At 73.7% G+C, this 18,845-nt stretch carries 17 protein-coding genes and 1 tRNA gene; 8 read left to right on the forward strand and 10 right to left on the reverse strand.

Annotated elements, in window-relative coordinates:
- The first annotated feature begins 49 nt into the window (after positions 1-49).
- The gene (locus tag IH44_RS46845; protein WP_030463248.1) at positions 50-2,077 is read left to right on the forward strand and encodes a M3 family metallopeptidase; all 2,028 of its coding nucleotides are present in this window, start codon (positions 50-52) and stop codon (positions 2,075-2,077) included.
- An 89-nt stretch (positions 2,078-2,166) separates the two neighbouring features.
- Here the strand turns inward: IH44_RS46845 and IH44_RS46850 are convergent, their stop codons facing one another.
- Positions 2,167-3,357, reverse strand: coding sequence for a glycoside hydrolase family 5 protein (locus tag IH44_RS46850; protein ID WP_030463249.1), 1,191 nt, complete (start codon positions 3,355-3,357; stop codon positions 2,167-2,169).
- Between the two features lie 158 nt (positions 3,358-3,515).
- Positions 3,516-4,154, reverse strand: coding sequence for a TetR family transcriptional regulator (locus IH44_RS0131770; protein WP_051817671.1), 639 nt, complete (start codon positions 4,152-4,154; stop codon positions 3,516-3,518).
- Positions 4,155-4,301: 147 nt separating this feature from the next.
- On the opposite strand from IH44_RS0131770, the gene IH44_RS0131775 reads away from it, so the two are divergent.
- Positions 4,302-5,519 (forward strand): acyl-CoA dehydrogenase family protein, encoded by a 1,218-nt coding sequence (locus IH44_RS0131775; RefSeq protein WP_030463251.1) that lies wholly within the window; start codon positions 4,302-4,304, stop codon positions 5,517-5,519.
- 139 nt (positions 5,520-5,658) lie between these two features.
- Here IH44_RS0131775 and IH44_RS0131780 read toward each other — a convergent pair whose 3' ends face one another.
- The 3 genes from IH44_RS0131780 to IH44_RS0131790 all read right to left on the reverse strand — a co-directional run bounded on the left by IH44_RS0131780 (position 5,659) and on the right by IH44_RS0131790 (position 7,855).
- Entirely contained in the window at positions 5,659-6,288 is a 630-nt protein-coding gene (locus IH44_RS0131780) for a hypothetical protein (protein ID WP_063759712.1), read from the reverse strand.
- An 89-nt stretch (positions 6,289-6,377) separates the two neighbouring features.
- Positions 6,378-7,205, reverse strand: coding sequence for an enoyl-CoA hydratase/isomerase family protein (locus IH44_RS0131785; RefSeq protein WP_232795158.1), 828 nt, complete (start codon positions 7,203-7,205; stop codon positions 6,378-6,380).
- A 77-nt stretch (positions 7,206-7,282) separates the two neighbouring features.
- A complete protein-coding gene (locus tag IH44_RS0131790; protein WP_030463254.1) occupies positions 7,283-7,855 on the reverse strand; it encodes a GNAT family N-acetyltransferase in 573 nt (190 codons plus the stop codon).
- Positions 7,856-7,958: 103 nt separating this feature from the next.
- Between IH44_RS0131790 and IH44_RS0131795 the strand changes: the two genes are divergently transcribed.
- Positions 7,959-8,594, forward strand: coding sequence for a TetR/AcrR family transcriptional regulator (locus IH44_RS0131795; RefSeq protein ID WP_107066667.1), 636 nt, complete (start codon positions 7,959-7,961; stop codon positions 8,592-8,594).
- Positions 8,595-8,655: 61 nt separating this feature from the next.
- Here IH44_RS0131795 and IH44_RS0131800 read toward each other — a convergent pair.
- A tRNA-Arg gene (locus IH44_RS0131800) sits at positions 8,656-8,728 on the reverse strand.
- Between the two features lie 742 nt (positions 8,729-9,470).
- Between IH44_RS0131800 and IH44_RS49545 the strand changes: the two genes are divergently transcribed.
- The 5 genes from IH44_RS49545 to IH44_RS0131825 all read left to right on the forward strand — a co-directional run bounded on the left by IH44_RS49545 (position 9,471) and on the right by IH44_RS0131825 (position 15,000).
- Positions 9,471-10,115 carry a single-stranded DNA-binding protein gene (locus tag IH44_RS49545; protein WP_063759713.1) on the forward strand — a complete coding sequence of 215 codons (645 nt, stop codon included), beginning with the start codon at positions 9,471-9,473 and terminating at the stop codon, positions 10,113-10,115.
- Between the two features lie 271 nt (positions 10,116-10,386).
- Positions 10,387-11,817, forward strand: a complete 1,431-nt coding sequence (locus tag IH44_RS0131810) for a Cys-Gln thioester bond-forming surface protein (RefSeq protein ID WP_030463257.1) — start codon at positions 10,387-10,389, stop codon at positions 11,815-11,817.
- Between the two features lie 216 nt (positions 11,818-12,033).
- On the forward strand, positions 12,034-13,698 hold the full coding sequence (gene ettA, locus IH44_RS0131815) for an energy-dependent translational throttle protein EttA (RefSeq protein WP_030463258.1): 1,665 nt from the start codon (positions 12,034-12,036) through the stop codon (positions 13,696-13,698).
- A 113-nt stretch (positions 13,699-13,811) separates the two neighbouring features.
- Positions 13,812-14,258: a thioesterase family protein gene (locus tag IH44_RS0131820; RefSeq protein WP_030463259.1), complete on the forward strand. Its 447-nt coding sequence runs from the start codon at positions 13,812-13,814 to the stop codon at positions 14,256-14,258.
- Positions 14,259-14,307: 49 nt separating this feature from the next.
- Positions 14,308-15,000 carry a hypothetical protein gene (locus IH44_RS0131825; RefSeq protein ID WP_030463260.1) on the forward strand — a complete coding sequence of 231 codons (693 nt, stop codon included), beginning with the start codon at positions 14,308-14,310 and terminating at the stop codon, positions 14,998-15,000.
- Between the two features lie 37 nt (positions 15,001-15,037).
- Here IH44_RS0131825 and IH44_RS0131830 read toward each other — a convergent pair whose 3' ends face one another.
- From IH44_RS0131830 to IH44_RS48685, 4 genes are all read right to left on the reverse strand, one after another.
- Positions 15,038-15,448 carry a globin gene (locus tag IH44_RS0131830; protein ID WP_030463261.1) on the reverse strand — a complete coding sequence of 137 codons (411 nt, stop codon included), beginning with the start codon at positions 15,446-15,448 and terminating at the stop codon, positions 15,038-15,040.
- 79 nt (positions 15,449-15,527) lie between these two features.
- Entirely contained in the window at positions 15,528-16,655 is a 1,128-nt protein-coding gene (locus IH44_RS0131835) for an ABC transporter permease (RefSeq protein ID WP_081967249.1), read from the reverse strand.
- Entirely contained in the window at positions 16,652-17,569 is a 918-nt protein-coding gene (locus tag IH44_RS0131840; RefSeq protein WP_030463263.1) for an ABC transporter ATP-binding protein, read from the reverse strand. The genes IH44_RS0131835 and IH44_RS0131840 overlap by 4 nt, the downstream gene beginning before the upstream one ends.
- Before the next feature lie 156 nt (positions 17,570-17,725).
- Positions 17,726-18,845 (reverse strand): FHA domain-containing protein (locus IH44_RS48685; RefSeq protein WP_030463264.1); only part of this gene is annotated, 1,120 nt, incomplete at its 5' end.

An 18,845-nucleotide genomic window follows, 5' to 3' on the forward strand; every position in this document is an offset into this window, starting at 1 on the left:
TGGCGTGACAGTGTTCCGCCAGGGCCCGGGGGCCCGTAATGTCGCCGCCATGAGCGACAACCCCTTCTTCTCGCCCAGCACCCTGGAGTACGAGCTCCCGCCCTTCGCCGAGATCCGGGAAGAGCACTACCGTCCCGCCTTCGAACGGGGCATGGCCGACCAGCTCGCCGAGACCGCCGCGATCGCCGCGAACCCCGAGCCGCCGACCTTCGACAACACCGTGGTGGCGCTGGAGCGTTCGGGAGCGGTACTGCGCCGGGTCTCGGCGGTCTTCTTCAACCAGGACTCCTCCGACACCACCCCCGGCGTCCAGGAACTCGACGCCGAGATCAGCCCCCTGCTGGCCGCGCACGCCGACGCGATCCACCTCGACGCCGCGCTGTTCGCCCGCCTCGACACCCTGCACGAGGCCCGCCACGGACTCGGCCTCGACCCCGAGTCGCTGCGCCTGCTGGAACGCCGGCACACCGCCTTCGTCCGGGCCGGCGCCCGACTGGACGCCGACGGCCAGCGCCGGCTGCGCGAGATCAACGCCGAACTCGCCGCCGACAGCGCCGCGTTCCGCCGCAACACGCACGAGGCCTCACTGGCCGGCGCGGTCGCCGTGGACAGCGCCGACGCCCTCGACGGCCTCCCCGCGGCCGCGGTCGCCGCCGCCGCCGAGAACGCCCGCGCCCTCGGCCAGGACGGCCGCTGGGTGCTCAGCCTGAAGAACTTCTCCAACCAGACCGAACTCGCCTCCCTCACCGATCGCGCCCTGCGCGAGCGCCTGCTCACCGCCTCGCTGCGCCGCGGCCTCGACACCAACGGCCCGCTCGCCGCCAAGATGGCCGCGCTGCGCGCCGAACGCGCCGCCCTGCTCGGCCACCCCACCCACGCCTCGTACGTGGTCGCCGACGAGACCGCCGGCACCGCCGGGGCGGTCGGCGCGATGCTCGGCCGCCTGGTCGCCCCCGCCGTCGCCAACGCCGAACGCGAGGCCGCCGACCTGGCCGCCGCCGCGGCCGCCGACGGCATCGGCGAACTCGCCGCCCACGACTGGGCGTTCTACGCCGAGAAGGTGCGCGCCGAACGCTACGAGGTGGACACCGCGGCGCTGCGCCCGTACTTCGAGCTGGAGCGGGTGCTGCGCGACGGCGTCTTCTTCGCGGCCGGCCTCGCCTACGGGCTGGCCTTCACCGAGCGGCCCGACCTGACGGCGTACCACCCCGACGCCCGGGTCTTCGAGGTGTTCGACGCGGACGGCTCGGGGCTGGGCCTGTTCATCGGCGACTTCCACGCCCGCGAGTCCAAGCGCGGCGGCGCCTGGATGAACGAACTCGTCGCCCAGTCCCGGCTGCTGGGCACCCGCCCGGTGGTCGTCAACAACCTCAACATCGCGCACCCGGCGCCCGGCGAGCCCGCGCTGCTCAGCTGGGACGAGGTGCGGACCCTGTTCCACGAGTTCGGGCACGCGCTGCACGGGCTGTTCTCGGACGTCCAGTACCCGTCGTTCGCCGGGACCGAGGTGCCGCGCGACTTCGTCGAGTTCCCGTCCCAGGTCAACGAGATGTGGATGACCCGGCCCGAGGTGCTGGCCAACTACGCCCGGCACCACGAGAGCGGCGAGCCGCTGGACCCGGCCGTGGTGCGGCGGATGCTCGCCGCCGAGAACTACGGGCAGGGCTTCCGGACCGTCGAGTACCTGTCGGCGGCGCTGCTCGACTGGGCCTGGCACTCGCGGACCGCCGCCGACCCGCTGGTCGAGGACGCGGAGGCGTTCGAGGCCCGGGCGCTCGCCGAGGCGGGCATCGCGGTCGCGGCGGTGCCGCCGCGCTACCGCACCGGGTACTTCAACCACGTGTTCTCGAACGGCTACAGCGCCGGGTACTACGCGTACATCTGGTCCGAGGTGCTGGACGCCGAGACGGTGGAGTGGTTCGGCACCGGCGGGCGCGGCGTGCGGGAGAGCGGGCAGCTGTTCCGGGAGCGGCTGCTGTCGCGGGGCGGGAGCCGGGACGCGCTGGAGTGCGTGCGGGACGTGCTGGGGCGGGAGCCGGAGATCGGACCACTGCTCGCCCGGCGCGGGCTGGAGTAGGCGGAGCCGCGGGGCCGTCGCGCCCCCGGCGCCCGCCGTGCGCGGTCGCCCGCGCGGTTCCCCGCGCCCCCGGCGGGGCGCGGGGACGGTCATCGGGCGAAGACCGGGCCGTAGCCGGGGGCGGGGCGGCCGTCGGGGGTGAGGGCGCAGTAGCCGCCGGTGCCGTGGCACCAGTACCACATGGTCCAGCCGGCGGCGAAGGTGCGCATGGCGGCGACCTGGCGGCGGATCAGTTCGGCGTTGCCGGGGGTGGCGGCGGAGGGCGGGCCCCACTCGCCGACCAGGACGGGGAGGCGGTGGGCGCGGGGGTAGGCGGTGACGGCGGCGGTGTAGTCCTCGACGAAGCCGCCGGCGGGGTCCCAGTCCCGGCCGGCCTCGACGGCGGTGTCGTAGAAGTGCGGGGCGTAGCCGATCCGGTCGGGGCCGGGGCGGGGGTCGGTGAAGGCGGGGAGGCTGGTGGGGACGCCCTGGCCGACCAGCACGGTGGGTTCGACGAACAGCCAGGCGTCGGGGTCCACCCCGCGGACGGCGGTGATCAGGCGGCGGTACATGGCGGCGAGCCGGCCCTGTTCGAGGGCGGCGGAGGCGGCGGCCAGGACGGCCGGGTCGGCGGGGTCGCCGGGGACGGGGCCGAAGGGCTCGTTGAACAGGTCGTAGCCGAGCAGGGCGCGCTTGCCGCGCAGTTCGCGGGCGACGGTGGTGTAGAGGTCGGCCTGGGCGCGGCGCAGGTCGGGGTCGTCGTAGAGGTGGCGGAAGGCGGCCTGCACGGAGGGCTGGAAGTAGCCGGCGAACCAGTCGGCGGGGTCGGGGGTGAAGGGCAGGCCGTCGTCGCGGGTGGCCCAGGCGGGGGCGCCGCCGTCGCCGCCGAGGAAGTACTGGCCGTAGACGTCCTGGTGGTAGTCGACGACGGCGTACAGGCGGTACTTCCCGGCCCAGTCGAGGAGTTGGCCGAGCCGGGCGAGCTGGGCCCGGTCGTAGCGGCCGGGGGCGGGTTCGAGGCGGGACCAGGAGACCGCGATCCGGACCAGGCCGAAGCCGTGCGCGGCGAGTTCGCGCAGGTCGGCCTCGGTGGTCTCGTCGTACTTGTCGAGGTTGAAGCCGCGCAGGTCCAGGACGCGGCCGCGCTGGTCGGTGAAGGCGGTGCGGCCGTCGGCGAGGGTGGTGGCGGAGACCTTGCGGGCGTCGAACGGGCCGCGGTCGGCGGGCGGGCCGGCCGAGACGGTGCCGAGGACGGCGGCGGCGGTGAGCAGCAGGGCGGCGGCGGAGCGGCGGACGCGCACGGGGGCACCTCACGGCGGGGGTGGGGGCGGGGTGCGCCGATCCTGCCGGAGCCGCCTCCGCCGCACAAGAGGTGAGACAAGCTCATGTTTTCCGCGGGCTGTGGGCTGTGGGCTGCGGGCGGCATGCTCGGGGCCGGGGCCGGGGCCGGGGCCGGGGCTCAGGACTCCGGGGCTCGGGGTTCCGGGGCTCGGGGTTCCGGGGCGGCCAGCATCGGCGGCAGGTCGGCGGCGGCGGAGAGCCGCCCCCAGAGCAGGTCGGCCAGAGCCTGCACCATCCGGGCCCGCGGGCAGGGGCGGGTCTCCAGCCACCAGTCGCCGGCCGCCAGCACCATGCCGGTGATCGAGCGGCCCCAGGTCTCGGAGAGCAGCGGGCCCTCCTGGCCGAGGTCGATCTGCTGCTGGATGGCCCGGGTGATCTCCTCGGCGATCTGCCGCAGCGCGGGCGCCAGCGCGTTGCCCGCGCCGGTCGGGTCGCCCGGCTCGGGGTGGGTGAGCAGCCGGTAGACCTGCGGGCGGGACTCGATCGCGGCCAGGTAGACGTCCAGCACGTGCTCGACCCGGTCGCGGCGCTCCAGCGGCTCGTTCAGGGCCGAGCGGACGGCGGCCAGCAGCCCGGCGGTGTGGCGCTGCGTCAGCGCGCCGATCAGGCCGTTCCGGTCGCCGAAGTGCCGGTACAGGATGGGCTTGGTGATGCCGGCCTCGGCGGCGATCGCGTTCATGCTGGCGCTCGGGCCCTCGCGCTGGATGACCCGGTCGGCGGCGTTGAGCAGTTGTTCGCGGCGGGGTTCGGTGGTCATGCGCTGCTCCTCGTGCGGGCGGGTATGCGGCTCGGCGGGCGTTGACACCGGTTACCTATCGGTAGCAGACTCGCCGCCATGTTACCGGAGGTAACAGCGCAGTGGCGTGGACCCTCCGGCCCGCCCGACCGTCTCCTGGAGGCCGACATGACCACCTTCTCGCTCGACCCCGGGCCGGACCAGATCGCCGTCCGCGACTGGCTGCACGGCTTCGCCGCCGACGTCATCCGCCCCGCCGCCGCGGAGTGGGACGAGCGCGAGGAGACCCCCTGGCCGATCATCCAGGAGGCCGCCAAGCTGGGCATCTACTCCCTCGACTTCTACGCCCAGCAGTTCTTCGACCCCTCCGGCGTCGGCATCCCGATCGCCATGGAGGAACTGTTCTGGGGCGACGCCGGCATCGGCCTCGCCATCACCGGCACCACGCTGGCCGCCGTCGCCGTCCTCGCCAACGGCACCGACGAGCAGATCGGCACCTGGGCCCCGCAGATGTTCGGCACCCCCGAGGACGTCAAGGTCGCCGCGTTCTGCTCCTCCGAGCCCGACGCCGGCTCCGACGTCTCCGCGCTGCGCACCCGCGCCGTCTACGACCAGGCCAAGGACGAGTGGGTGATCAACGGCACCAAGACCTGGGCCACCAACGGCGGCATCGCGCACGTCCACGTGGTGGTCGCCACCGTCGACCCCGAACTCGGCTCCCGCGGCCAGGCGTCCTTCATCGTCCCGCCCGGCACCCCCGGCCTCAGCCAGGGCCAGAAGTTCAAGAAGCACGGCATCCGCGCCTCGCACACCGCCGAGGTCGTCCTCGACGGCGTCCGGGTCCCCGGCCACTGCCTGCTCGGCGGCAAGGAGAAGCTCGACACCCGCCTCGCCCGGGCCCGCGAAGGCACCCGGGGCGGCGGCAAGAACGCCGCCATGGCCACCTTCGAAGCCTCCCGCCCCGCCGTCGGCGCCCAGGCCATCGGCATCGCCCGGGCCGCGTACGAGGTCGCCCTCGACTACGCCAAGACCCGGGTGCAGTTCGGGAAGCCGATCATCGAGAACCAGGGCGTCGCGTTCCAGCTCGCCGACATGAAGACCCGGATCGACGCGGCCCGGCTGCTGGTCTGGCGGGCCTCCTGGATGGCCGTCAACAACCAGCCGTTCACCAGCGCCGAGGGGTCGATGTCCAAGCTGTACGCGGGCGAGACCGCCAAGTTCGTCACCGCGCAGGCCATGCAGATCCTCGGCGGCAACGGCTTCACCCGCGAGTACCCGGTCGAGCGGATGCACCGGGACAGCGCCATCTACACCGTGTTCGAGGGCACCAGCGAGATCCAGCGGCTGGTCATCGCCCGGGCGATCTCGGGGGCGCCGATCCGCTGACGGCCCGTCAGCCCTGCCGGGGCGGTGCGCCCGGGGCGGGTCGGCCGGGGCGGGCGGTCCGCCGACGGGCTCCGGGCGGGCGGTCCGTCAGCGGGCTCCGGGCGGGCGGTCCGTCAGCGGGCTCCGGGTGGGCGGTCCGTCAGCGGGCCGACCAGAAGACCAGCCCGGCGGTGGCGGCCCCCACCAGTGCGCCGACCACCGTCTGGGCCGGGGTGTGGTCCCGCAGCACCACGCGGGACCACCCCACCGGCACGACCGCGGGCAGCGCCAGCAGCCACCACGGGCCGAGCGCGATCGCGGTGCAGACGACCGCGCCGCACACCACCGCGGTGTGCACCGACACCTTCCACCAGGCCGTGATCACCAGGAGCGGCACCAGCGAGGCGAACATCGCCAGCACCATCGCCGTCAGGTCGGCCGGGGCGTCCAGCAGGAGCATCGCCAGCAGGCCGGCCAGCACCGAACCCATGACGACCGGGAGCACCACCAGGCGGCGCCGGCGCCGGCCGACGTGCCGGTCCTCGATGCTGCCGCGCCGCATCCCGCGCCGGATGAACCAGGTCGGCAGCACGGCCGCGAACAGCGCCGCGAACGCCGCCCAGGCCAGGCCGGACCAGCCGTGGCGGACCACTCCGATCAGCGGCAGCACCGTCAGGATCACGTTCTTCGGTTCGACCCCGTCGGTGATCCGGCGGGCCCAGCCGCCCTCGGCGCCGGGCGCCGCTCCGGCTGCGGTTCCGGTTCCGGCGGTGTGAACAGGGCTGGACATGCTGCTCCTTCGACCGTGCCGGGCACCGGATGGTGATCCGATCACCGGAGATTGTGCAGCACCGGGGGCCGTCGGGCGCCACCGGGCGGTCAGAACCGCGGCTCGCGGCGCTCCAGGAACGCCGCCAGGCCCTCCCGGACGTCCGGCGCCGTCCGGGACGCGCGCTCCCAGGGCTCCAGGGCGTCCGCCGCGTCCGCCGGGTCGACGGACAGCACGGCCTTGACCGCGCCGATGGTCTGCGGGGAGCGGCGGGCCAGCAGACCGGCGAACTCCCGGGCCCGGGAGTCCAGTTCGGCGGGCGGTAGCACCTCGTCCAGCAGGCCGAACGACTCCGCGCGGGCGGCGGGGAGCAACTCGCCCGAGAACAGCAGGTACTTGGCCCGGGCCGGGCCGACCAGCGCGGCCAGCCGCAGCGTCGGGACCGCCGGGTAGACCACGCCCAGCTTCGCCGGGGTGATGCCGAGCCGGGCGTCCGCGGCGGCCAGCCGCAGGTCGCAGGCCAGCGCCAACTGGCAGCCGCCGCCCACGCAGGCGCCCCGGACCACCGCCAGGGTCGGGCGCGGGAACGCCGCCAGCGCCTGCTCGGCCGCCACGTTCGCGGCGTGGTACGCGCCGGCGGACGCCGGGTCGGCGTACACCCCGGCCAGCTCGGCGATGTCCGCGCCCGCCGAGAACGCGCCCGCCGCGCCGGTCAGCACCAGCACCCGGACGTCCGGGCGCGCCGCCAGCTCCGCCAGCACCCCGGGCAGCGCCCGCCACATCGCGCCGGTCACCGCGTTGCGCCGCTCCGGCCGGTCCAGCAGCAGCGTCGCCACCCGCTCCGGGCCCACCCAGCAGCGCAGGCCCGGCGCGCCGGTGGGCAGTTCGACGTCCCCCGGGCCCGGACGGTCCAGCGGGTGGGCGGTGCTCGCGGGCATGGCGGGCCTCTCGGGGGACGGTGCCGGACGGGCCGTCAGCCTTTCACGCGGGCGCGGGGCGGGCCATGTGATCCGCGTCAACCCTCCGTCGGGCCGGCGCCCTCGCGGACCGCCCGCCACTCCGGGGCCAGCATCGACCAGATCTCCAAGTCCAGCCGGACGCCCAGATGTTCGGTGTGCTTGCGGAGCGTGCCGTCCAGCGTCATGCCCAGCCGCCGGGCCACCGCCCGGCTGCGCAGGTTGACCGTGCTGTTCCACCACTCGGCGCGGTACAGGCCGCGCTCCAGCAGCGCGTAGTCCAGCAGCCGGCGGGCGGCCGCGGTGACCAGGCCGCGGCCCTGGGCGGCGGGCTCGGTCCACACGCCGATCTCGCAGACCCCGGCCGCGGCGTCGAACTGGACGAACATCACGCCGCCCACCAGCGTCCCGTCCAGCCATATCCCGTAGATCCGCCCGGCGTCGGCGGCCTGCTTGTCGGCGAACTTCCGCAGCGTCGCGCGGGCGGACTCCAGGTCGGTGCTGCGGGTCGCCCACGGAATCCACGGATCGACCCCGGCCCGGGCCCGGTCCATGTGCTCCAGGAACTCCTCGGCCTGCCACGGCTCCAAGGGGCGGAGCTCGGCGTCCTCGGCGAGCGCTACGGCGTACATCGGCATCCCCTCGCGGTACACGGCAGTGGTGCACGGCCGTGGTGCATGGCAGTGGTGCACGGCCGTGGTACATAACAAACGTTTGGTAGGTACCCTAGCGCGCATGACTCCACCCGCACGGGGCGACCACGAAGCACGCCGGCGCGACGTCTCGGAGGCGGTGTGGCGGGTGCTCGCCGACCGCGGCTTCGGCGGCCTGACCCTGCGCGCGGTGGCCGCCGAACTCGGCGCCTCCACCGGCCTGCTCACCCACTACTTCCCGCACAAGCGGGCCCTGGTCGCCCACGCGCTGGAGGTCCTCGACCGGCAGGCCGCCGAACGCCACCGGCCCGCGACCGAGGCCGCCGCCGGCGCCCGGGGCCTGCCCGTGCTGCGCGCCGCGCTGCTCGACATCCTCCCGCTGGACGCGGAGGGCGCCGCCGCCAACCGGATCTGGGTCGGCTCCTGGGACGCCGCCCTCGGCGACGCCGAGCTCACCGCCGGGCACGCCGAGCGCTACCGCCGGGCCCGCCGGCGGATGGCCGGGCTCTGCGCCGAGGCCCAGGAACTCGGCGAACTCCCCGCCGACCGCCCGGCCGAGGAACTGGCCGCGCGGGCCCAGTCCTTCGCGCTCGGGCTGGTGGTGCAGGCGCTGTTCGCCCCCGGGGAGTTCCCGCCGGAGCGCCAACGCGTGCTGCTGGACGGATTCCTGGCCGACCTGGCGGCGGGGCGGGAGCATGTGCGCGGCGGGACGGGGTAGGCGGTCCGCGGGGCCGGGGAGTGCTCGTCCGGTGGTGACGGGGCCGGTCGGAGTGGGTGGGCGCCCCCAGCAGGATTCGAACCTGCGACCTACCGCTTAGAAGGCGGGTGCTCTATCCGCTGAGCTATGGGGGCCGGGGTGCTGACGTCGGCCCGCTTGCCGGGCCTGGGCCGGGACGGGATGTTCCGGGACAGGATACGGGTGTTCAGTTCCGCCCCCTGGACTTCGAAGACCGGACCGGGGTGTGTCGGCCTCCTCGGGGCGGTCCGATAATCGCAGGTAGTGCCGGGGAGTGCAGCGGTCTACCGGCTCTCGGAGCGGGACGTTGTGCAGTCGTTACGGGGCTGCGACCCCACCCGTTATGGATTCGGCGGGGCAATCGCCCCGAGCGGCCGGTGGGTGGGGGCGCGTTTAGGGGTTCCATCGGTCGGATGACATGGACGGGGCGAGTCGAGGGCCACCCGTTCGTGGTTTCGGGGGTGGACCCGGGGTGTCCGGAGGGTGTGCGGGCGGTCACCGGAAGGGGTGGTCGGCGCGGGTGCCCGAACGGTCCTTGCGGGGGAAGGGATGCGGGGTCGGAGCGCCGGGCGGGGCGCGGGTCGGGGCGCAGGTTGGGGTGCGGGTCGGGGCCGGGAGTGGCATTTGTCCGGGGTGGTCGTTTTGTTGTCGTGGACACGGCATTGAAATGGTCGATTTTCGACCGGAAAACGATTCAATTCACTCGGGGGAGTTACTCCGGTTTTCCACAGGGCGGAGTTGTCCACAGGCGGGCGGAAGGTGCTGGTGCGGATTTCCCGGAAGACGGAGGATCTTTCCCGGCGGGGATTCCGCCGGGAAAGGGCACCGGTCGCCGCGGCCGGGAACGGAGGAGTCGGAATGGACGAGGCACTGGTGACGATGGTCGGCAACGCCGCGTCGGGCGTGACGTACCGGGAGACGCCCGGCGGGGTGGCGGTGGCGAACTTCCGGCTCGCCGCGCGGGAGCGGCGCTACGACCGGGAGCGCGGCGACTGGACGGACGGCGGGACGACCTGGGTGACGGTGGTGGCCTGGCGGGGGCTCGCAGCCAACGTGGTCGGTTCGGTGAACAAGGGCGATCCGCTGGTGGTGAGCGGGCGGCTGCGGGTCCGCGAGTGGGGGGAGGAGGGCAGCCGGCGGACGGAGGTGGAGATCGACGCCCGCTCGATCGGCCACGACCTGGCCCGGGGCACCTCGGTGTTCCGGCGCGCGCTGGAGGGCAAGTCGGCGCCGGGGCGGGGGGGTTCGGGCGCGGGGCCGGCCGGGAGCGGCATGCCCGTCCGCGCTTCGGACGGCGCTTCCGACGGTGGTGCGGCGGCGGTGCCGGTGCCGGCGGCGGGCGGGCCGCGGGCGGTGCGGCTGGTCGGGGAGGCGGTGCCGGAGTGGATCGTGGCGGCGGTCGCGGCCCGGCGCCGGGCGGAGGAGGCCGCCGCGGCCGGCGGCGGTGCGGGTGAGGCGGCCGGGGAGGGAGGTGCGGGTGTGGCGGAGGAGGTTCTGAACTGACGTAATCGGGGCACTTCTTGAGCCGGGAGGTGCAATCCTGATTGCCGCGGAGGCGCCCCGTGGCTTTATGTCGACTCATCAACTTCCCTTGCGGAAGAGCTCTTTGATAACAGAACAGCCACGAAATCGTCCTGATTCGCTACGGGCGTGAACCGGTCGGGGCGTGTCAATAGGATGCGTCTGGTCCACACACGTGCAGCGGCGCCACAGGGGGTGCCGCTTTGCAGGGGGCGGGTTGCCGAAGGCATGTCGCCGCCCGGAGGGATCGCAGATGTTCCACAAGCAGGGGCGGGTCGTCTCCCGCATAGCAGCTGTCATGCTCGCGTCGGGTCTTGCCGTCGGGTCGAGCCTGGTCGCGTCCGGTACGGCGTTCGCGGCGGACCCCTCCTCGGGTGTCACGGCGAAGCTGGACGGCGGCATCCGCTACGGCGAGAAGATCGAGCACGAGGTCCGCCCCGGTCGCTGGCTGCCGGTGACCGCCGGGCAGTTCAACCTCAAGGTGACCGGCACCGACACGATCCTGCAGGTGTACTGCATCGACCTGCTCAACGACACGCTCAAGGACGCGACCTACCACGAGACCGACTGGGCCTCGACCTCGCTGTCCCAGCCGGAGAAGGTCAAGGCCAAGGCCGGCCCGAAGATCCAGTGGCTGCTCGAGCACTCCTTCCCGAACGTCGACGAGGGCGCGCTCGGCAAGGCCTCCGGCATCGACGGCCTCACCAAGGACGACGCGGCCGCGGCCACCCAGATCGCCATCTGGCACTACTCCGACCCGAACGTGCCGACCAAGCAGAGCGACGACCACGACAAGGCCAAGAAGTTCACCGACTGGCTGATCGCCCAGGCCGACGCCAAGGGCGGCGCCGAGGAGCCGAAGCCCTCGCTCGCCCTCAACCCCGGCTCGGTGGCCGGCAAGAGCGGCGACCTGCTCGGCCCGATCACCGTCACCACCGGCGGCAGCACCGACAGCGTCACCGTCGCGCTCGACAAGAAGGGCACCGACGCGGGCGTCACCCTCGTCGACAAGAACGGCGCCGCGGTGAAGAACGCCAAGAGCGGCGACCAGCTGTTCGCCAAGGTCCCGGCCGGTGCCGCCGCCGGCACCGCGAACGTCACCGCCGACGCCACCGCCACCATCAACCTCGGCCGGGCCTTCGTCGGCGACGACAACGGCAAGCACAGCCAGACCCTGATCCTCGCCGGCACCGACAAGGTCAAGGTCAACGCCCTCGCCGCGCTGACCTGGGCGCCCAAGGGCCCGATCCCGGCCGCCACCGCCAAGGTCGACTGCACCCAGGGCGCGCTGGTCCTCACCGCCACCAACAAGGGCGACCAGGACTGGACGTTCACCGTCGGCGGCAAGAACGTCACCGTGAAGCCCGGCGCCACCCAGGACGTCACCCTCCCGGTCGAGGAGGACACCGCCTACAAGTTCACCGTCACCGGCCCCGGCGGCTTCTCGCAGACCTTCAGCGGCGTGCTGAACTGCAAGACCGACAGCAACACCCTGCCGCCGGCCAGCCCGTCGGCGACCCCGTCCACCGCCCCGTCGCCCAGCCCGACCGGCCCCGAGCTGGCCTCCACCGGCGGCGGCATGGGCTCCGGCCTGACCGCCACGCTGGCCGGCGTGCTGCTCGTCGCCGGCGGTGCCGCGGTCTACGGCATGCGCCGCCGCGGCCGCCACAGCCGCACCTCCTGAACCACCAGCTGAACCCCGTCCGGCGCCCGCGCCGGACGGGGGACGGCCCCGCCGCCCGGCTCCGGGCGGCGGGGCCGTTCGCATGACGGGCGCCCGCAGCCGGCGGCCCGGCGGGGCCGCGGACGCCCGGGAGCGGCGTTCGGGTCGGCCCCGGCCTTACGGCACAATGGAAGGCTGCAAGCCGATTACTCACGACGACGCCGGAGCGATCTCAACGTGGCGGAATACATCTACACCATGCGCAAGGTGCGCAAGGCACACGGCGACAAGGTCATCCTTGACGACGTGACGCTCAGCTTCCTCCCCGGGGCGAAGATCGGCGTCGTCGGCCCCAACGGCGCCGGTAAGTCGACCGTGCTGCGGATGATGGCGGGCCTCGACCAGCCCTCCAACGGCGACGCCTTCCTCTCGCCGGGCTTCACCGTCGGCATGCTCCAGCAGGAGCCCCCGCTCGACGAGTCCAAGAACGTCCTGGAGAACGTCCAGGACGGCGTCAAGGAGACCAAGGCCAAGCTCGACCGGTTCAACGAGATCGCCGAGCTGATGGCGACCGACTACTCCGACGAGCTGCTCGCCGAGATGGGCACCCTCCAGGAGGACCTGGACCACGCCAACGCCTGGGACCTCGACGCCCAGCTCGAGCAGGCCATGGACGCGCTGGGCTGCCCGCCCGGCGACTGGCCGGTCACCAAGCTCTCCGGCGGCGAGAAGCGCCGTGTGGCGCTGTGCAAGCTGCTGCTGGAGCAGCCCGACCTGCTGCTGCTCGACGAGCCCACCAACCACCTGGACGCCGAGTCGGTGAACTGGCTGGAGCAGCACCTCGAGAAGTACCCCGGCACCGTCGTCGCCGTCACCCACGACCGGTACTTCCTGGACAACGTCGCCGAGTGGATCCTGGAGCTCGACCGCGGCCGCGCCTACCCGTACGAGGGCAACTACTCCACCTACCTGGAGACCAAGCAGACCCGTCTCAAGGTCGAGGGCCAGAAGGACGCCAAGCGCGCCAAGCGGCTCAAGGAAGAGCTGGAGTGGGTCCGCTCCAACGCCAAGGGCCGCCAGGCCAAGTCGAAGGCCCGCCTCGCCCGCTACGAGGAGATGGCGGCCGAGGCCGACAAGATGCGGAAGCTGGACTTCGAGGAGATCCAGATCCCGCCGGGCCCGCGCCTGGGCAGCGTCGTCATCGAGGTCGACAAGCTCCAGAAGGCCTTCGGCGACAAGGTCCTGATCGACGACCTCAGCTTCACCCTGCCGCGCAACGGCATCGTCGGCGTGATCGGCCCCAACGGCGCGGGCAAGACCACCCTGTTCAAGATGCTCCAGGACCTGGAGACGCCGGACGGCGGCACGGTCAAGGTCGGCGAGACCGTCAAGATCAGCTACGTCGACCAGACCCGCTCCAACATCGACCCGAAGAAGACCCTGTGGGAGGTCGTCTCCGACGGCCTCGACTGGATCAACGTCGGCCAGGTCGAGATGCCGTCCCGGGCCTACGTGTCCGCGTTCGGCTTCAAGGGCCCGGACCAGCAGAAGCCGGCCGGGGTGCTCTCCGGCGGTGAGCGCAACCGCCTCAACCTGGCGCTGACCCTCAAGCAGGGCGGCAACCTGCTGCTCCTCGACGAGCCGACCAACGACCTCGACGTCGAGACCCTGTCCTCGCTGGAGAACGCGCTGCTGGAGTTCCCCGGCTGCGCCGTGGTCATCTCCCACGACCGCTGGTTCCTGGACCGGGTGGCCACCCACATCCTCGCCTACGAGGGCGAGAGCAAGTGGTTCTGGTTCGAGGGCAACTTCGAGTCCTACGAGAAGAACAAGGTCGAGCGCCTGGGCGCGGACGCCGCCCGCCCGCACCGCGCGAGCTACAAGAAGCTGACCCGCGGCTGACACCGGGGCGCAACGTCGGCCCGGCAGACTGCCCCCGCGGGCGGGCTGCCGGGCCGCCGCCCGTAGGCTGCCCAGCGGGTACCTCCGGGTACAGAGAATTCGAGGAGAACACCGTGGCTCGCCACATCTACGCCTGCCCCCTGCGGTGGTCCGACATGGACGCCTTCGGCCACGTCAACAACGTGGTCTTCCTGCGCTACCTGGAGGAGGCCCGGATCGACTTCATGTTCACCCAGGCCGCCGAGGCCGGGGCCGGGGAGTTCGCGGGCGGCTCCGTGGTGGCGCGCCACGAGATCGACTACCGGCGGCCGCTGGTGCACCGCCCCGAGCCGGTCACCATCGAGACCTGGGTGACGAAGATCGGCGGCGCCTCGCTGACGGTCTCCTACGAGATCAAGGACGTCGCCGCCGACGGCACCGAGACGGTCTACGTCACCGCCTCCACCGTGGTCGTCCCCTACAACCTCGCCGAGGGCCGCCCGCGCCGGATCAGCCCGGTCGAGCGGGAGTTCCTGAGCCGGTTCACCGACGAGCAGCCGGCCGACTGCGCCGCCGCCTGACCGCGCCCGCCGCCCCGTCGAAGACCCGCCGAAGAAACGAGCTGAACCGGTGACCGTGCAGACCCGACTCGACCTCGCCGACCGGCAGGAGGCCGCCGACCTGGCCGCCTTCCTCGGCCGGCTGCTGCGCTTCGACCGGGCCGCGGCGGTCCGCCTCCAGGCGGTGCCGGGCGCGGACGGCGGCGGGGTGCTGGCGGTGTTCGGGCGGCTGCCGCTCGGCGGCTCCGCGGTCCTCGCGGTGCGCACCGTGCGGCTGGCCGGGCCGGCCGGGCCGGCCGACCTGACCGTCTCCGCCGGGCAGTTGCTGGAGTCGGTGGACGAGCCGGGCGCCGGGCTCGGACTGCCCGCGCCCGTCACCGGACCGGCCTGGGCCGGGCTGCTCCCGCCGCGCTCCGGCTGGCAGCCGCTCGGCCGGCCCCCGGTCGAGCGGGTGGTGGGCGAAGTGCTCGCCGCCGTCGCGGAGTTCAAGCGGCGCACCGCCGAGGTGCCCGAGCACCACCGGACCAGGCAGGCGGTCGACGCGATCGCCGACGAGATCTGGTCCCGGCCGCTGGCGGCCGCCGAGGGCCTGCCGCTGCGGGCCGCGCACGCCGCCCACGCGATCGGGTTCCTGCGGCCCGGCGTCGAGCTCGCCGCCCACCGGGCCGGGGCCTGGCTGCGGCTGGACGCGCCCGCCGGGTCCGTCGCGCTGCGCACCGCCGCCGCGCCCGGCGCGGGACTGGGGCTCAGCCCGCTGCGCTGAGGACGCCCGGGAAGGACGCCCGGCGCCAGCCCGGGGCTCAGCCCGCGGTGTTGACCATCGAGGCGGCGGCGTACGTCAGGTAGTTCCACAGCTCGCGGTCGGCCTCGGCGGGCAGCGCCAGCTCGTCCAGGGCGGCGCGCATGTGCCCCAGCCAGGCGTCGTGGGCGGCCCGGTCGACCCGGAACGGGGCGTGCCGCATCCGCAGCCGGGGGTGGCCGCGGCGCTCGCTGTAGGTGCGCGGACCGCCCCAGTACTGCATCAGGAACAGCGCGAAGCGCTCCTCGGCGGGGCCGAGGTCCTCCTCCGGGTACATCGGGCGCAGCAGCTCGTCCTGGGCGACACCGCGGTAGAAGAGGTGCACCAGCCGGCGGAAGGTCTCCTCCCCGCCGACCTGGTCGTAGAAGGTCTCCTCTGGTGCGGTGGTGGTCTCGCGCCCGGTGTCAGTCACCCGTCCATGGTCGCAGACGCCGACGGGGGCCGTACACCGGGACTTCCGGCGTACGACCCCCGTCCCGGGACGGGGGCGGCTACGCGTCGTCCCAGTTGAAGAAACGCCAGGCCACGGCGCACAGCACCGCGGTGAAGGCGAGCAGGATGCCCATCGCGGGCAGTGCGTCGGCGAGGCCGCCGCCCTGGCTGAGCACCGACTTGGCGGGCACGATCAGGTAGCGCAGCGGCAGCGCCCGGGAGATGTCCTGCAGCCAGCTCGGGGCGAAGTCCAGCGGGATGAACGCGCCGCCGAGGAAGGACATCGGCAGGATGATCAGCTGGTTCATGCCGTTCGCCGACTCCTCGGTCTTCGCCAGCGAGCCGGTGACCAGGCCGATCGACATGAACGCCAGGGTGGCGCAGACCACCAGCGGCAGCACCAGCCACCAGTTGCCGGTGAGCTTGAGCCCGAAGTAGTCGATCTGCGCGACCATCAGGAACAGCCCGGTCTGGGCCAGCGCGACCAGCACGCTGACCAGCACCCGGGCGCCGACGATGGTGCCCGCCGAGATGGGCGCCAGCCGCAGGCGGCGCAGCACCCGCTTCTTGCGCCAGGTGACCAGGGTGAAGGACGCGCCGTAGACCGCGCCCATGGCGACGGCGTAGGCGAGCAGGCCCGGGGTCAGGTACTGGATCGGCTTGGTGGAGTCGTCCTCGACCTTGGAGGCGTCCAGGGTGTACTTCGCCGGGGTGTTCGAGGCCGCCTGGTTGGCGCCGTCCACCAGGGAGTTGACGATGCCCACCACGGTGGCGGACTTGACCTGGTCGGCCTGGCTGAAGCGGAGCACCAGGGTGCCGTCCGGCTTCTGCGCCACCAGGCCGTCCAGGTCGCCCTTCTTGACCTTGGCGAGGGCGTCCGCCTCGTCCAGGCCGGTGGTGATCTCCAGCGCGTCCAGCGCGCCCTCGGCGTGCGCCTTGGCGTCGTCGAGCACCTTGACCTGGCCGATCTCGGCGACCTTGACGTGCGAGGTGCCGCCGCCCTTGTAGAGGACGCCGAACAGCAGCAGGAACATCAGCGGCAGCGCGAGGGTGAAGAACAGGGTGCCCTTGTCGCGCAGGAAGCCCAGCAGCATCACCCGGGACAGGCCGACGAAGGCGTTGGCCTTCTCCTTGCCCGCGGCGGCCGGGGCGGGTGCGGGGGCCGGGGGCCGTTCGGTGGCGGTCATGCCCGGTACTCCCGTCCGGTCAGCTGGAGGAAGACGTCCTCCAGGGTGGCGCCGCGGACCTCGAGGCCGCGCAGGGCGTTCTGCTCGGCCAGCACGGCGAGCACCGGTCCGGGCTCGGCGGTGGACAGCGCCAGCGTGACGCTGTCGTCCTCCAGGTTGGCGTACACCGCGCCCGCGGCGGCGAGCAGTTCGCGCACCCGGTCGACGGCCAGCTGCCCGGACTCGATCCGGACCCGGACGGTGTCGTCGATCTCGCGGACCAGCGCGGCGGGGGCGCCGGTCTTCAGCACCTTGCCGTGGTCCATCACCGCGACGCGGTCGCAGAGGATCTCCGCCTCGTCCAGGTAGTGGGTGGTCAGCACCACGGTGCGGCCCTCGGCGTTGATGTCGCGCAGCAGGTCCCACAGGTTGCGGCGGGCCTGCGGGTCGAGGCCGGTGGTCGGCTCGTCCAGGAACACCAGCTCCGGGTCGTGCACCAGCGCGCAGGCGATCGACAGGCGCTGGGCCTGGCCGCCGGACATCTTGTCGGTCAGCACGTTCGCGGACTCCGTCAGCCCGACCCGCTCCAGCATCGCGTCGGCCGCCTTCGGGCCGATGCCGTAGAACGAGGCGAAGGTGCGGATGGTCTCGCGCGCGCTCAGCTTGTTGAAGAACGCGGAGGCCTGGAACTGCACGCCGATCCGCGGCAGCAGCTTCGGGTTGCGCGGCCACGGCGACAGGCCGAGCAGCTCGACCCGCCCCTCGTCCGCCTCCCGGATGCCCTCCAGGATCTCCAACGTGGTGGTCTTGCCCGCACCGTTCGGTCCGAGCAGGCCGTAGAACTCGCCAGTCCGGACGGAGAGCGAGACTCCGTCGACGGCCTGGACATCCCCGTACCGCTTCCGGATCCCGTCCGCGGTTATTGCATCACTCATGGGGCGAAGCGTAGGGGGTGGGGGTGTTCCCCGACGAGGGCTCCTGTGCGAATTCTGAGCTTTCCGTGTCGATCGGGTGCGGACGGCGGCCCCGGCCGGGGAGCGAACTCCCCGGTCCGGGGCCGGTGGTGAGGTGCCGTCAGGTCCGACGGGCCGTCAGGCCAGGTGCACCGTGATGGTGGTCCAGGCGCCGACGTGGATCCGGTCGCCGTCGTTCAGCGGGATCGCGGTGTGCGGCGGCAGGGTGTCCGGGCCGCCGTTCATGGTGGTGCCGTTGGTGGAGTCCTGGTCGACCACCACCCAGCTGCCGTCCGGCTGTTCGGCCAGCAGCGCGTGGTGGTGCGAGGCGCCCGGGTCCTCCGGGGCGACCGACAGGTCGATCTCCGGCACGGTGCCGCGCTGCTGGCTGCGCCGCCCGATCCGCAGCTGGCCCCGGCCGGTCAGCGGGACCCGGCGCTCCGAGGTGTACTGCGGGAAGTACAGGCCGGCCGCCTCCGGGCCGCTGCGGGTCATCATGTCGGTGAAGTACTCGTGGTCGGGCGCCACCACGGCGAACCAGGTGCCGCGCTGCGCCGCGCCGCCGCCCGGCTGCCCGGGCGGGGTGAGCCGGAAGGACGTCCCGGAGTCCGGGCCCTGGCCCGGCTGCGGCCGCCCGCCCGCCGGGGGCGCGGACGGCTCGGCGTACACCGGGCCGGTGCGCTCGTAGTCGACGTCCGGGAACCCCGCGGCCGGAGGCTTCTCGAACGACGGCGCGGCCGGCCCGCCCGGGGCGGCCTGCGCGGCCGGGTAGCCGGGGCGCTCGTACGGCGACGGCTGCTGCGGCTGGGGGCGCTCGTACGGGGACTGCGGCGGCTGCGGGGCGGGCGGCTGCTGCTCGTACGGGGGCCGCTGCTGCTCGTAGGGCGACTGCGGCTGGGGCTGCGGCGGCTGCGGGCGCTCGTACGGCGAGGGCGCCGGCGGGTCGAACGCGGTCGGCGGGGCCGGGGGCGCGGCGGCGGGCGGCGGGAAGCCGTAGCCCTGCTGCTGGGCCGGCGGCGGGGGCTGGTGGCCCGGCGGCGCGGCCGGCGGCTGCTGGCCGAACGGGGCGGCCGGGGCGGGCGCGGCGCCCGGCGGGCGGGCGGAGGTGGCCAGGTTGTAGTCGTAGCCGCACTCCTCGCAGTACCGGCCGCTCTGCGGGCTGCGGCAGATCGGGCAGGTGACCAGGCCCGCGGTGGGCGGGGGCGGCGGCGGGGCGCCGTACGGTCCGGGCGCGCCGGGCGCGCCGGGGGCGCCGGGC

Origin of the sequence: Kitasatospora sp. NRRL B-11411, from assembly GCF_000721345.1 — a bacterium.
GTDB classification, from domain to species: Bacteria; Actinomycetota; Actinomycetes; order Streptomycetales; family Streptomycetaceae; genus Kitasatospora; species Kitasatospora cineracea.

What these genes read in the sequence shown, in the direction of transcription:
- IH44_RS46845 (WP_030463248.1), top strand. Translation starts at nt 50, where the DNA reads ATGAGCGACAACCCCTTCTTCTCGCCCAGCACCCTGGAGTACGAGCTC.
- IH44_RS0131770 (WP_051817671.1), bottom strand. Translation starts at nt 4,154, where the DNA reads ATGACCACCGAACCCCGCCGCGAACAACTGCTCAACGCCGCCGACCGG.
- IH44_RS0131775 (WP_030463251.1), top strand. Translation starts at nt 4,302, where the DNA reads ATGACCACCTTCTCGCTCGACCCCGGGCCGGACCAGATCGCCGTCCGC.
- IH44_RS0131780 (WP_063759712.1), bottom strand. Translation starts at nt 6,288, where the DNA reads ATGTCCAGCCCTGTTCACACCGCCGGAACCGGAACCGCAGCCGGAGCG.
- IH44_RS0131785 (WP_232795158.1), bottom strand. Translation starts at nt 7,205, where the DNA reads ATGCCCGCGAGCACCGCCCACCCGCTGGACCGTCCGGGCCCGGGGGAC.
- IH44_RS0131790 (WP_030463254.1), bottom strand. Translation starts at nt 7,855, where the DNA reads ATGTACGCCGTAGCGCTCGCCGAGGACGCCGAGCTCCGCCCCTTGGAG.
- IH44_RS0131795 (WP_107066667.1), top strand. Translation starts at nt 7,959, where the DNA reads ATGACTCCACCCGCACGGGGCGACCACGAAGCACGCCGGCGCGACGTC.
- IH44_RS49545 (WP_063759713.1), top strand. Translation starts at nt 9,471, where the DNA reads ATGGACGAGGCACTGGTGACGATGGTCGGCAACGCCGCGTCGGGCGTG.
- IH44_RS0131810 (WP_030463257.1), top strand. Translation starts at nt 10,387, where the DNA reads ATGTTCCACAAGCAGGGGCGGGTCGTCTCCCGCATAGCAGCTGTCATG.
- IH44_RS0131835 (WP_081967249.1), bottom strand. Translation starts at nt 16,655, where the DNA reads ATGACCGCCACCGAACGGCCCCCGGCCCCCGCACCCGCCCCGGCCGCC.
- IH44_RS0131840 (WP_030463263.1), bottom strand. Translation starts at nt 17,569, where the DNA reads ATGAGTGATGCAATAACCGCGGACGGGATCCGGAAGCGGTACGGGGAT.